Consider the following 13,876-nt stretch of genomic DNA (forward strand, 5'->3'; position numbering starts at 1 on the left):
ATCGGCCCCGGAAAAATCCGCTCCGGCCCGGAAACGTCCGATTGATTAATTGATAAAAATAGCCGGTTTGGCAATCCATGCCGACTGTGTTTCAGCGTACAGACCGTCACAATCAAGCAAGTCAGAATAGCAACTCATTCTTAGAGGAGAACATCATGAGCTACACGGAACGCGATGCTTACGGTATGTATGTCGACAACGGCAACAAGGGTCCAGGCCCGGAACTGATGGGCGCCGACACGCTGATTGGCGACCACGTTCACAATCTGAAGAACGAACACCTGGGCGAGATCAAGGAAATCATGCTTGACATGCGCACCGGCAAAATCGCCTACGCGGTCATGTCGTCGGGCGGCATCCTGACCATCGGCGAAAAGCTGTTCGCGGTGCCATGGGAAGCGCTGACCTTGGACACGGTCAACAAACGCTTCACCTTGAACATCGACAAGGAGCGCATCGAGAACGCGCCCGGCTTCGACACCGACCACTGGCCGAACATGGCCAACCAGACCTGGGCCAGCCAGATCCACAGCTACTACGGCACCCGCTACGACAACCTCGACAGCGGCCCGCTGTGATGTCGGCCCTGATCATGCTGGCCGGCGCGGCCGCGCTGACGGCGACGTTGATGGTGCGCGTGGCGCGCCGGCGCCAGGCGCAGGCGCGGCCGCCGGCCGGCGTCCCCGTCACGCTGGCGAGCTGGTCCGACGGTCGCGAATACCAGGTGGCGGACCACCTGCGGCGCATGAGGCGATGAGTTGGAGGGATAACCACTCTCCAGTCATCGTTGTAGTACGGCTTCGGCCGCCAGCGCAAGCCGGCGGCCGAAGTCTTTTTGATCGGAAAATTAATGCATGTCTTCCAGCTCGTCGTATTCGCGGGAAGCGTATCCACAGGTCGCGCCAGGCGTTGTGCGGTTTCTGTCGGTTTTTGTCTCTTCCTGTCTCATTAGGCCGTGAGGCCGAGCGTTCCCGCACGGAGTGGTGCGAGCACGCCCCATACACACCTTTTATAGAGTGGCCAGCAGCCGCATCGGAATGTGGGCGATGCGGTCGTGCTCGGCGCGCGGCACCGTGGCCGCGACCGGCCAAGGCCCCTGCCCTGCCACCCGGCCGCCAAGAGCAATCCTAAGCCGCGTCCCGCGCCGCCTGCTGCGCACGCGCGTAGCTCTCCGCCACGGCCGCATAGTTCGGCGCGACCAGGCCATAGAGCTTGGCCAGCTCCGCCGCTTCCGGGCGCGCCCACGTGCGGTGCAGTTCCGACAGCAACGCGTTGGTCGAGGTAGGTTTGACGCCGCCCTGCGCGAAGCGCGCGACGGAGACGCGGGAGGCCATCTCGCTCGGATCGCCGGAGGCGTCGATGACGGCGTAGACATCGTAGCCCGCCGCGACGGCGTCAAGCGCCGGGAACATCACGCAAACACTGGTCCACACGCCCGCCATCACCAGCGTCTTGCGGCCGCTGGCGCGCACCGCGCCGACGAAGTCGGCATTGTCCCAGGCGTTGACCTCGCCCTTGCGCGGCACATAGACGGCATGCGGAGCGTACTCGTGGATTTCCGGCATCAGCGGACCGTTGCTGCCGGCCGGCTCCGAGGCGGTGGTGATCACCGGGATCTTGAGCAAGGTGCACAGCCTGGCGATCGTCTCGACATTGCGCCGCAGGTCGGCCACCGCGATATCCTTGACGGTCTGGAACAGCCCGGACTGGTGGTCCAGCAACAGCACCAGCGTATCGGCGGGATCGAGCAGCGCGGCGCCGCCGCCCGTGGGCAGTGTGCTGGGTTTGGCATGTGGCGTATCTTGCATGGGTGGTTCTCCTTCGTTGGGCAGTTGTGGACGGTGACGGCGGGCGATCGGAAACGCGCCCTCACGGTCAGCTTGCCTGAATTTTTGGCCATGTTGCCGGCGCGACGCAAGTTCGCGCGCCGCATTCCCCCCGAAAGGGGGGCATGGCGCCGGACCGAAAATGCCACCTCAACAAAAATCGCGGCTGATCGTCGGCAACCGTCCCAGCAGGTGGGACATGTCGACCAGCCGCTTGGCCACCAGGTGGCGCACGATGCCCTCCTGCTGCCAGACGCCATACACGCCCAGCAGCGGCGCGCCCAAGACCTCGCGGCGCTGCTCCTCGACCAGCTTGGGCCAGACGATGACGTTGACGTTGCCGGTCTCGTCCTCGATGGTGAGGAACAGCACGCCCTTGGCCGTGCCGGGCCGCTGCCGCACCGTCACCATGCCGCAGGCGCGCGCCAGCATGCCGTTGGTGTAGGTGTTCAAGGTGGCCGCCGGCAGGAAGCGGTGCTCCAGCAGCTTGGCGCGCAGCAGCGCCAGCGGATGGCGCCCCAACGTCAGGCCGTGCGAACGGTAGTCGCCGAGGATTTCCTCGCCCTCGGTCGGCGGCGTCAACACCGGCGCCGCCTCGTCCGGCGTGGTCGGCCGCAGCAGGTCCTTGTCCGGCGTGGCGCCGACCGCCTGCCACAGCGCCTGCCGGCGGTTGCCGGCCAGGTGGACCAGCGCGTTGCCGGCGGCCAGCACCTGCAGGTCGTGGCGGTCCAGGTCGGCGCGCCGCGCCAGGTCGGCCACGCCGGCGAACGGCGCCTGCGCGCGCGCCGCCTCGATGCGCTCGGCGGCGCCGTCGCGCATGCCCTTCATCATCGACAGGCCCAGCCGCACCGCCGGCTGGCCCAGCTTTCCCACCGGTTCCTCCAGCGACGAATCCCAGCCGCTGACGGTGACGTCGATCTCGCGCACCACCACGCCGTGGCGCTTGGCGTCCTGCACCAGTTGCGACGGGCTGTAGAAGCCCATCGGCTGGCTGTTGAGCAGCGCGCACAGGAAGGCGGCCGGTTCGTGGCATTTGAGCCAGGAGCTGGCATAGGTCAACAGCGCGAAACTGGCCGCGTGCGATTCGGGAAAGCCGTATTCGCCGAAGCCCTGGATCTGGCGGAAGATCGATTCGGCGAACTCGGGATCGTAGCCGCGCTCGGTCATGCCGTCGACGATGCGGGCGTGGTATCGATCGACGCCGCCCTTGCGCTTCCAGGCCGCCATTGCGCGCCGCAACTGGTCGGCCTCGCCTTCGCTGAAGCCGGCGGCGATGACGGCGATCTGCATCACCTGCTCCTGGAAGATCGGCACGCCCAGGGTGCGGCCCAGCGCCTCCTCCAGTCCGGCCGGGTACTCAACCAGGCGCGGGTCCTGGCGCCGCTGCAAATACGGATGCACCATGCCGCCCTGGATCGGCCCGGGACGCACCAGCGCCACCTCGACCACCAGATCGTAGAATTTATTTGGCCGCAGCCTCGGCAGCATGCTCATCTGCGCGCGCGACTCGATCTGGAACACGCCGATGGTGTCGGCCTGGCACATCATCGCGTAGGTGGCCTTGTCCTCGGCCGGAATGTCCTGCATGCGGAACGGCGCGCCACGCCGTTCGGCCACCATGTCGAGGGCGCGCCGCAGCGCCGACAGCATGCCCAGCGCCAGCACGTCGACCTTCATCAGGCCGAGCTCCTCGAGGTCGTCCTTGTCCCACTGGATCACGCAGCGCCCCTCCATCGTGGCCGCCTCGATCGGCACCAGCCGCGACAACTTCTCGTGCGAGATGACGAAGCCGCCCGGATGCTGCGACAGGTGGCGCGGAAAGCCCAGCAGCATCATCGCCAGCGAGGCCCATTGCTGCGCCAGTTGCGAGTCCGGATCGAGCCCGCACTCGGCCAGCCGTCCGACCAGGTCATGCCGGCTGTCGAACCAGTGGTGCGCCTTGGCCACCTTCTCGACGATGGCCAGGTCGACGCCGAGCGCCTTGCCGCTGTCGCGCAGCGCGCTCTTGGGCCGGTAGCTGATGACGACGGCGGCCAGCGCGGCGCGGTCGGCGCCGTATTTTTTATAGATGTACTGGATCACCTCCTCGCGCCGCTGGTGCTCGAAATCGACGTCGATGTCGGGCGGCTCGTTGCGCTCGCGGGAAATGAACCGCCCGGTCAGCATGTTGCTGCGCTCGGGGTCGACCTCGGTCACGCCGAGGCAGAAACAGACCACCGAATTGGCCGCCGAGCCGCGCCCCTGGCACAGGATGCCCTGGCCGCGGGCGAACCGCACGATGTCGTAGACGGTCAGGAAATATGGTTCGTATTCGAGCTCGGCGATCAGCTTCAGTTCCTTCTCGATCTGGCCGCGCACCTTGTCCGACACCCCCGCCGGGAAGCGCCGCGCCGCGCCGCCGTAGGTTTCCTGGCGCAGGTAGCTGGCCGGCGTGTGGCCGGCCGGCACCAGCTCGCGCGGATACTCGTAGCGCAGCTCGGTCAGCTTGAAGGTGCATTCCTGCATGATGCGCAACGTCTCGAACAGCGCCGCCGGCGGATACAGGTTGGCCAGCCGCAGGCGCGGGCGCAGATGCTGCTCGGCGTTCTGCGCCAGCGCATAGCCGCACTCGCCGACCGGCTTACCCACCCGCACCGCCGTCAGGGTGTCGTGCAGCGGCTTGCGCGAGCGCACGTGCATGCGCACGTCGCCCAGCGCCACCACCGACATGCCGTGCTGCAACGCCACCTCGTCGATGCTGAGGCGGTGCGCCTCGTCGAAGGCGCGCTGCAGCAGGTTCAGCCCCATCCACGCGCGCCCGGGAAAGGTCGCCTCCATCCACGCCGCCTGCGCGTGCAACCGGTCGACGTCGCCGGGCTGGTGCGCCGGATAGTGCGGCAGCAGTATCATCAGGCAATCCGGCAAACCCTTTAAATGCGCATAGGCCGGCGCCGGCGCGGCCAGGTCGGCCGGCGTGAGCAGGTAGCTGCCCTTGGCGACGCGGTTGCGGGCGATCGTGATCAGCTCGCACAAATTGCCGTAGCCCTCGCGGTTCCTGGCCAGCGCGATCAGCGACAACGCGGCGGTCCCGTCCGGGTTCTTCAGGTGGAAGTGGCTGCCGATGACCAACGGCAAGCCGGCCTCCTTGGCCGCCGCGTGCGCGCGCACCACGCCGGCCAGCGAACACTCGTCGGTGATGGCCAGCCCCGCATAATCGAGCTCGACGGCGCGCGCGACCAGCTCCTCGGGCCGCGACGCGCCCTGCAGGAAAGAGAAGTTGCTCATGCAGAACAGCTCGGCGTAGGCCGGCAGTCCCTGTGACGAGGGTGGCGATGTTGGGATAAGTGGCGGGCTCATGATTTATACTGTGTTTATGTACAGTATTTTACACCTTAACCTCGCGTTATACTCAAGTCATGACAATTCATCAATTGCTTTGCTTCGGCACCGTTCCCGGCGGCGGCAACGCCGCCCTCGTGGTCCAACATGATCGTTCCAGCCCCGACCAACGCCAGCGCTTCGCCCGCGAACGGGCCCTGCCCGCCTGCGTGTTCATCGACACCGCGCCCGACGGCGGGGTGGCGCTGGACTATTACTATCCACATACCCGCAGTCCGCTGTGCCTGCACGCCACCCTGGCGGCGGCGCAGGTGCTGCTGTCGCCGCAACGCCCGTCACTGCCGGTGCGCACCGCCCTGCGCGGCCAGCCGCTGACACTGGCGTTGGCCGAAGATGGCGGCGACGTGTTCATCGAACTGGCGCCGCAACCGGTTGAGCAACCGGCGCTCGCCGCCGATCTGCCGGCACGCCTGCTGGCCGCGCCCGGCCTCGCGCTGGCGTCGACCCCGGCCGTCGCCTCGGTCGGCAGCCTCAAGCTGTTGCTCGAGGTGGCCGACAGCGCCACGCTGCAAGCGCTGCGCCCGGACCTGCAAGCCATCGCCGCATGGGGCCGCGCGCACGGCGTCAACGGTTGCTACGCGTGGTGCCGCCGGCCCGACGGCGCGCTCGAGGGCCGCAACTTCAACCACCTTGACCCGGCGCTGGAGGACGCCGCCACCGGCGTGGCCGCCGGCGCCCTCGCCGTCCACCTGGGCGCGGACGTGACCGTGTACCAGGGCGCCCACCTCGGCCAGCCATGCCGCATCCGGGCCGCCATCGGCGCCGGCGGCACCCGCGTCCTGGTCGGCGGCGCGGCAGGCCTCGCCACCGGGGACGGCCGATGAGCAAGTCCAGGCGCAAGCGCAAATACAAATACACACTCCTGCACAAGCACATACCCAAGCCCATGCCCATGCGGCAACCGCCGATGTCGGACAGGGCGCTTTTCGCACGGGCTTTGCTGGTCCTTGCGGCCATCGTGGCCATCATTTATTTATCGTACACGGAAGTCTACCGGCCCCTCGTCGGGGGACCGCGACTGAACGAGCAAGCCGAGGGCATCGCCCTTTATGCCACGTTCCGGGGTAAAAAGCCGATGCCGGCGGGGGCGCTGTCGCCTTCCATCCTGACACCCGAGTCGCGCGCATGGGCAACCGAGCGCACGCTCAGGCAAATGCCCGATGCATCGGTCAGCCGCATGGTCTACACGCCGCGTAAAAACCGCTTCGACCCGAACACGCGCCTATACTACGACGCATTCAGACGCCTCGATCCAGAGCCGGACCACGTCCTGAACGAATGGGGCGGGACGATCCAGGTCTTCATCGGCGAACAAGGCGTGCTGGTCGCCTACGACGGCGTGCCGCGCCGTCTGTGCGAGCACGATTTCGAGCCGCCGCCGTTCAAGTTCGGCTTCCAGTGCAACGGCAAGTTCCAGTACAGACATTAATCATATCCGCCCGCCCGACTCCGTAACACTACGTAGCCCGGACGCCCGCGCGGCCCCGGTTGGCGCGCCAAAACAACACTAAATAGTGTTTAAACGCAAAATTGGCAGAAAACCCATATCAATATAAATTATTTGAATAGAATCAAATTTTTCATGGGAGCCTAAACGTGCCAGCCAACACCATCTTACGCAACGCCGTCTTGTTCACCCTCTACGGCGCCGCCGCGCTGACCGTGACCCCCGCCGTCCAGGCGCAGACCACACCGGCCGAGGCCGCCGCCGCTCCCATGCAAACGGTCACCCTGGTCGGCTCGCGCCGCGCCACCTCGTCGGCCACCGACACCGTGGTGCCGGTCGATATCATCCCGATGAACAAGGTCTCCGAACAGGGCGGCCAGTTCGACCTGGCGCAGTCGCTGACGTATATCTCGCCATCGTTCAACTCGACCCGCCAGAGCGGCTCGGACGGCGCCGACCTGGTCGACTCGGCCGCGCTGCGCGGCCTCGGCTCGGACCAGACCCTGGTGCTGGTCAACGGCAAGCGCCGCCACACCACCGCGCTGGTCAACCTGTTCGGCGCGCGCAACCGCGGCAACACCGGCACCGACCTCAACGCCATCCCGATGCTGGCCATCAAGGACGTGCAGGTGCTGCGCGACGGCGCCGCCGCCCAGTACGGCTCGGACGCGATCGCCGGCGTCATGGACATCGGCCTCAAAAAGAGCCTCGGCTGCGAAGCCATCGCCGGCTACAGCCAGTACTCGGCCGGCGACGGCGAAAACTACCTGGGCTCGGCCTACTGCGGTTTCAGCATCGGCAACGGCGGCGTCGTCGGCATCACCGGCGAATACCTCGACCGCGGCCGCTCCAACCGCGCCGAGGCCGACAACCCGCGCATCATCGGCGACACCAAGACCGAGAACCAGACCATCTATCTGAACGGCGAACTGCCGACCACCGGCACGGGCAAGCTGTACTTCACCGCCGGCGCCCAGAAGCGCGACGGCTCGTCGGCCGCGTTCGCGCGCGGCGGCGTCGGCTCGGACGACATCCCGAGCCGCAACTCGGCCGCCATGTACCCGAACGGCTTCGTGCCGTTCATCAACGCCAAGATCGACGACCGTTACGGCACCATCGGCCACCGCATCAAGCTCGGCGAATGGAACACCGACTTGTCGCAGACCTACGGCTACAACAAGATGATGTACAACATCAGCAACACGATCAACGCCTCGATCGCCAACCAGGACCTGCTCGCCGGCGGCCGCGGCGTCAGCGCCAGCGCCTTCGACGCCGGCGGCTTCTCGTTCCAGCAGCTGACCACCAACGTCGACCTGTCGCGCTACTACGACGGCGTGCTCGGGGGCGGCCTGAACGTCGCCTTCGGCGGCGAGTACCGCAGCGAGGAATTCAAGATCTTTGCCGGCGAGCGCGGCTCCTACGTCGACGCCGACGGCGTCGGCAACGGCGGCAACGCCGGCAGCCAAGGCTTCCCCGGCTTCCAGCCGGGCGACGAAACCAAGGCCAAGCGCCACAGCAACGCCGCCTACCTCGACCTCGAGGCCGACCTGACCGACGCCGTCAAGGCCCAGGCGGCGGTGCGCTACGAGAAATTCAGCGACTTCGGCTCGACCGTCACCGGCAAGCTGGCCGGCTCGGTGCGCGTGGCGCCGAGCACCCTGCTGCGCGGCTCGGCCAGCACCGGTTTCCGCGCGCCGTCGCTGCAGCAAAGCCACCTGTCGACCACCTTCACCGACTTCATCGGCGGCGTGCCGAAGGAAGTGGTGCTCGCGCCCAACGGCGGCGTGGTCGCCAACGCGGCCGGCATCCCGAAACTGAAGGAGGAAAAGTCGACCAGCTTCACGCTGGGCACGACCTGGACGCCGAGCGACGCCATCTCCGTCACGGCCGACCTGTACCGCATCAAGATCAAGGACCGCATCGTGCTGTCGGGCCGCTTCAACGCCGACAACTACCCGGACCTGGCCGACCGCCTGGCCGCGCTGGGCGTGGGCGAGGCGCAGTTCTTCGTCAACTCGGTCGACACCAAGACCCAGGGCCTGGACCTGACCGCCTCGCACAAGGCCAACTTCGGCGCCAACCGCCTGACCACCTACCTGGCGCTCAACGCCAGCAAGACCGAGGTCACCGGCATCCACGCGCCGGCCGCGCTGCAAGGCTTCGAGGACGTGCTGCTGTCGGAGAAGGAACGCCTGTACATCGAGCAGGGCGCGCCGAAATCGAAGGTCACCCTCGGCTTCGACTTCGTCACCGGCGCGCTGGAGACCGATTTCAAGATCATCCACTTCGGTCCGCAAACCCTGGGCACCTTCGACGGCACCGCCAACGGCGTGGCCAACCAGCGCTACGAGTCGAAGACCTCGGCCGACCTGAGCTTCACGTACACGATCAACAAGAACATGAAGTTCACCCTGGGCGGCAACAACATCTTCAACGTCAAGCCGACCTCGCAGGACCCGGACCAGACCGACAACGGCTTCAAGTACGAGAGCGTGCAGTTCGGCCTGAACGGCGCCTCCTACTTCGGCCGGCTGTGGGTGCGCTTCTAATCGGGCCCGCCTAAAGACGGCGCCCGCGGGCGCCGTTTTTTTTTGCCGCCGCTAATCTGCTTTACGTTTGCTTACATTTCCCTAACGCAATTCAACCCGATCGCCGCCTACACTTGCCGTTATTCCAGGCAACGGAGCACGCCATGCGCCACGCGATCGCCCTCATGTTATTCCTTACCTTGCTGCAGGGCGCGCTCGCCTACGCGGCACTGGGCGGTTCGCCGTCCGACTTCGGCGGCGCGCCCGCCACCACGGCGCGGCGCCTGGCCGCCACCGGCGCCGCCGCGACGGCCGCCGCCGCCGACGCCGTCTACACCGTCAGCCAGAGCACCCTCGACAGCGGCACCGTGGTGCGCGAATACAGCGACCCGGCCGGCAGGGTGTTCGCCGTCAGCTGGCGCGGCCCGGTGCTGCCGGACCTGCGCACGCTGCTCGGCGAGAAATTCGCCGTCATGACCGGCGCCGCCGGCCAGCGCGCCCGCGCCGGCCACTCGCAGCTGGCGCTCGGGCAGTCGGACGTGGTGCTGGTCTCGAACGGCCACATGCGCTCGTTCGCCGGCCACGCCTGGATCCCCAGCGCGCTGCCGGCCGGCTTCGACACCACCACCATTGAATAGGATCGCCGCATGACACCAGCAGCGCAGCGCGGCGCCCGCCGCCCGGCGTGGGTCCGCGCCGTCGCTGGCGCCATGCTCGCCGTGGCGCTGGCCGCATGCGGCGGCGGCTCCGCGCCGGCCGCCACCGCCACCACGTCTGCAAGCACGGCCGCCATGCCGGACGCGGCGGCCGCCACCCCGGTGGTCAGCATCAGCGCCACGCCGACCGCCACCACCAGCGGCCAGCTCGTCACCCTGAACTGGAGCGTGAGCAACGCGCCGGCCGCCGGTTGCGCCGCCGCCGGCGCCTGGAGCGGCGCGCGCGCCGCCAGCGGTTCCGAAACGGTCATCGCCGGCGCCGCCGGCGCGGCCAACTACACGCTCACCTGCGGCGGCGCCAGCGGCACCGCCGCGGTGGTCGTGAGCACGCCGCCGCCGACGCCCACCACCAACCTGGCGCTGGCGCCGGCCACCGTCACCACGGCGCAAACGTCGGTGCTGAGCTGGTCGTCGGCCAACGCCACCGGCTGCATCGCCAGCGGCGCCTGGAGCGGCGCCCGCGCGACCTCCGGCGCGGTGACGATCGCCGCCGCCGGCGCCGGCCACTTCACCTACAGCCTGACCTGCAGCGGCGACGGCGGCAGCGCCAGCGCCAGCGCCGCGCTGAGCGTGACGGCGGCGCTGTCGAACAGCATCCCCATCAGCGTCGACAGCGGCCCGGCCGGCGTGGGCGGCGTCATCAACGTCCCCTACGTCGACGTGACGGTGTGCCGGCCCGGCACCGCCACCTGCCAGGTGATCGACCACGTGCTGCTCGACACCGGCTCGTACGGCCTGCGCCTGCTGGCGTCGGCGCTCGACACCGGCCTGGCGCTGCCGGCGGTGCCAACCCCGTCGGGCGCCGACGCCGCCGAATGCGGCAAGTTCATCAGCGGCTACACATGGGGCGCGGTGCGCCGGGCCGACGTCAGGATGGCCGACGAGCTGGCCGCCGGCATCCCGATCCAGGTCGTCGGCGACGGCGGCGCCGGCTACGCCGCCACCCCCGCCAGCTGCAGCAGCGCCGGCAACAACCTCGGCACCCTGGCCGCGCTGGGCGCCAAAGGCATCCTCGGCGTCGGCCTGTTCCGGCACGATTGCGGCGACGCCTGCGCGCGGGCGGCCATCGCCGGCGTCTACTACGCCTGCGCCGGCGGCGCCTGCACGGCCAGCGCCATGCCGCTCGCCTCGCAGGTCGGCAACCCGGTCGCCGCGTTCGCCGTCAACAACAACGGCGTGCTGGTGAGCCTGCCGGCGGTGGGCACGGCCGGCCTGACGTCGGTCAGCGGCACGTTGATCTTCGGCGTCAACACGCAGGCCAACAACGGCATCGCCGGCGAGACGGTGTTCAAGACCGACAGCGGCGGCGACTTCCGCACCACCTACAAGGGCAAGACATCCGGCTCGAGCTTCATCGACAGCGGCTCGAACGGCTACTTTTTCACCGACGCGACGATCCGCACCTGCTCCGGCGGCGACTTCTTCTGCCCGGCCGCGGCGCTGGCGCTGAGCGCGACCACCACCGCCGCCGACGGCAGCGCCAGCGCCACGGTCGCCTTCGACATCGTCAACCTGGTGCAACTGGCGTCGACGGTCCGGGCCGCGCCGGTCGGCGGCCCCTTGACGGGCGCCGCCGCCGGCGACAGCGACTATTTCGACTGGGGCCTGCCGTTCTTCTACGGGCGCCGCGTGTTCGTCGTGCTGGAGGGCGCCACGGTCAACGGCAAGACCGGCCCGCTGTGGGCCTACTAACCCAACAGCCGGGGTCAAGTCTGTCATTCGGACACGTGCTGATGCATGGTACAGTTGTGTCGGTGTCCGAATGACAGACTTGACCCCGGTGTTTGACGCATTAACGCTTGTCACAGCGCGGTCATGTAGTTTCGTTAAAGTCGCCACCTTGATTTTTATATCTTTTGAGGATGCGATGAGAACGAATTCGGTGATGGTGGCGGCGTTGGTGGCGGCGGGCGTGGTCGGGTGCGGCGGCGAGTCCAATCCGGTGCCGGCGATTCCCGAGGGCACCACCGTCACCCTGGCGTTGATGGAGACCACCGATATCCACGCCAACGTGATGAGCTATAACTATTATTCGCTGGCCGAGGACACCAGCCTGGGCCTCGAACGCACCGCCACCCTGGTGGCCGCCGCCCGCGCCGAGACCCCCAACAACGTGCTGCTCGACGACGGCGACACCATCCAGGGCACCCTGCTGGGCGACCTGCAGGCCGTCACCAAGCCGATCCCGTGCACCGAGACGATGGCCGTGCACAAGGCCATGAACGCCATGAAGTACGACGGCGGCGGCTTCGGCAACCATGAGTTCAACTACGGCTTGCCGCTGCTGAGCCAGATCACCAACACCGACTTCGGCATCCCCGGCGTGGCCAAGCCGGGCGGCACCTGCGGCGCCCCGGCCTTCCCGCTGACCCTGACCAACGTCACCGGCGTGGCCAGCGGCAAGCCGATCGTGCCACCGTACGTGGTGCTGCCGCGCACCTTCTCGGCCACCGCGCCCGACGGCGCCAGGTTCGACGTCAAGATGAACATCGGCCTGCTGAGCTTTGTGCCGCCGCAGATCCTCGAGTGGGACCAGAAAAACCTGGCCGGCAAGGTCGCCGTCACCGGCGTGCAGGAGGCGGCCAGGCAGTACGTGCCCGAGCTGCGCGCCAAGGGCGCCGACCTGGTCGTGGCGCTGTCGCACGGCGGCCTCGATCCGAGCCCGTACAGCCCGAAGATGGAGAACGGCAGCTACCACCTGACCACCACCGGCATCGACGCGCTGCTGATCGGCCATTCGCACCTGATCTTCCCGAAAGGCAAGGAGCCGGGCGCCGCCGCGCTCGACGCCTCGTTCGCCGCCTTCCCGGCCAGCGCCAAGATCGACGCCGTCAACGGCTTCGTCAACGGCGTGCCGACCGTCATGGCGCAAAGCTGGGGCCGGCGCCTGGGCATCATCAAGATGACCTTGGCCTACACGGGCGGCAAGTGGGTGGTGCAGCCGGCCAAGACGACGGTCGAGTCGCGCGGCTTCAAGTACGCCGACGGCGCCACCATCGTCAAGGCCGATCCGGCGATCGCGCCGCTGGTGGCCGCCGAGCATGCCGCCACCATCGCCTACGCCAAGCAGCCGCTGGGCGTGGCGACCGACTTCGAGATGTCGGCCTACTTCGCGCTGGCCGGCGACGTCAGCGCGATCCAGCTGGTCAACCAGGCGCAGCTCGACTACGTCAAGAAGTTCATCGCCTCCAGCACCGATGCCACGCTGGCCAGCTACAAGAACATTCCGGTGATCTCGTGCAGCGCGCCGTTCAAGGCCGGGCGCAACGGGCCGTCCGACTTCACCGACGTCGCGCCGGGCGCCAGCGCGGCCGCGCCGGTCGGGCTGCAGGTGCGCAACCCGGGCGACCTTTACCTGTACAGCAACAACAACCTGCAGGCGGTCAAGATCAAGGGGGCGGACTTGAAGGCGTGGCTGGAGACGTCGGCCAAGCAATTCGCCCAGATCGATCCGGCCAGGACGGCCGAGCAGGACCTGGTGCCGAGCTACGGCACCATCTATAACTACGACGTGTTCTACGCCGAAAACAACGCCCTGACGTACCAGATCGACGTCACCAAGCCGGCCGGCGCGCGCATCGCCAATTTGACCTACCTGGGCAAGCCGGTGGCCGACGGCGACGACTTCATCGTCGCCACCAACGATTACCGCGCCGGCGGCGGCGGCGCCGTGCCCGGCATCGACGGCAGCAAGACCATCATCAAGTCGCCGGACGCCAACCAGACCGTGGTCAGCAACTACCTGGCGGCGCTGGGCGCCGCCAGCGGCAAGGTCACGCTGGCCGCCAACGGCAGCGCGCGCAGCTGGAGCTTCGTCAAGACCGCCACCGCCGGTCCGGTGATCCTGCGCTCGGCGCCGGGCCACCTGGCGCTGGCCAAAAGCGGCGGCATCGCCGCCGTCGCCGCCGAGGGCGGGCTCGACGCGAGCGGCTTCGCCAAGTACACCATCGATCTGAGCAAATAAACCGGGAGCGCGAC

10 protein-coding genes are annotated in these 13,876 nt (G+C 68.0%); 8 read left to right on the forward strand and 2 right to left on the reverse strand.

Annotation, left to right across the window (positions count from 1 at the left end):
* The first annotated feature begins 155 nt into the window (after positions 1-155).
* Together BMX85_RS06800 and BMX85_RS06805 are read left to right on the forward strand one after the other, a co-directional pair.
* Positions 156-578, forward strand: a complete 423-nt coding sequence (locus tag BMX85_RS06800; RefSeq protein WP_090314957.1) for a PRC-barrel domain-containing protein — start codon at positions 156-158, stop codon at positions 576-578.
* Positions 578-757 (forward strand): hypothetical protein, encoded by a 180-nt coding sequence (locus BMX85_RS06805; protein WP_090314958.1) that lies wholly within the window; start codon positions 578-580, stop codon positions 755-757. The genes BMX85_RS06800 and BMX85_RS06805 overlap by 1 nt, the downstream gene beginning before the upstream one ends.
* A gap of 370 nt (positions 758-1,127) precedes the next feature.
* Here BMX85_RS06805 and BMX85_RS06810 read toward each other — a convergent pair whose 3' ends face one another.
* A complete protein-coding gene (locus tag BMX85_RS06810) occupies positions 1,128-1,808 on the reverse strand; it encodes an isochorismatase family protein (protein WP_090314960.1) in 681 nt (226 codons plus the stop codon).
* 168 nt (positions 1,809-1,976) lie between these two features.
* Positions 1,977-5,162: an error-prone DNA polymerase gene (locus BMX85_RS06815; RefSeq protein ID WP_090314962.1), complete on the reverse strand. Its 3,186-nt coding sequence runs from the start codon at positions 5,160-5,162 to the stop codon at positions 1,977-1,979.
* 59 nt (positions 5,163-5,221) lie between these two features.
* Between BMX85_RS06815 and BMX85_RS06820 the strand changes: the two genes are divergently transcribed.
* The 6 genes from BMX85_RS06820 to BMX85_RS06845 all read left to right on the forward strand — a co-directional run bounded on the left by BMX85_RS06820 (position 5,222) and on the right by BMX85_RS06845 (position 13,862).
* Positions 5,222-6,028 (forward strand): PhzF family phenazine biosynthesis protein, encoded by an 807-nt coding sequence (locus BMX85_RS06820; RefSeq protein WP_090314963.1) that lies wholly within the window; start codon positions 5,222-5,224, stop codon positions 6,026-6,028.
* Positions 6,025-6,633: a hypothetical protein gene (locus BMX85_RS06825; RefSeq protein ID WP_143067916.1), complete on the forward strand. Its 609-nt coding sequence runs from the start codon at positions 6,025-6,027 to the stop codon at positions 6,631-6,633. Before BMX85_RS06820 ends, BMX85_RS06825 begins: the two co-directional genes overlap by 4 nt.
* A gap of 167 nt (positions 6,634-6,800) precedes the next feature.
* Positions 6,801-9,203, forward strand: a complete 2,403-nt coding sequence (locus tag BMX85_RS06830; RefSeq protein ID WP_090314967.1) for a TonB-dependent receptor plug domain-containing protein — start codon at positions 6,801-6,803, stop codon at positions 9,201-9,203.
* Positions 9,204-9,346: 143 nt separating this feature from the next.
* Positions 9,347-9,820 (forward strand): DUF2844 domain-containing protein, encoded by a 474-nt coding sequence (locus BMX85_RS06835; protein WP_090314969.1) that lies wholly within the window; start codon positions 9,347-9,349, stop codon positions 9,818-9,820.
* Positions 9,821-9,829: 9 nt separating this feature from the next.
* Entirely contained in the window at positions 9,830-11,590 is a 1,761-nt protein-coding gene (locus BMX85_RS31415; RefSeq protein WP_090314971.1) for a DUF3443 domain-containing protein, read from the forward strand.
* Positions 11,591-11,765: 175 nt separating this feature from the next.
* Positions 11,766-13,862 carry a bifunctional 2',3'-cyclic-nucleotide 2'-phosphodiesterase/3'-nucleotidase gene (locus tag BMX85_RS06845; protein WP_090314973.1) on the forward strand — a complete coding sequence of 699 codons (2,097 nt, stop codon included), beginning with the start codon at positions 11,766-11,768 and terminating at the stop codon, positions 13,860-13,862.
* Positions 13,863-13,876 lie beyond the last annotated feature (14 nt).

The sequence above is a fragment of the Duganella sp. CF517 genome, from assembly GCF_900110275.1.
Classification (GTDB): Bacteria; Pseudomonadota; Gammaproteobacteria; order Burkholderiales; family Burkholderiaceae_D; genus Rugamonas.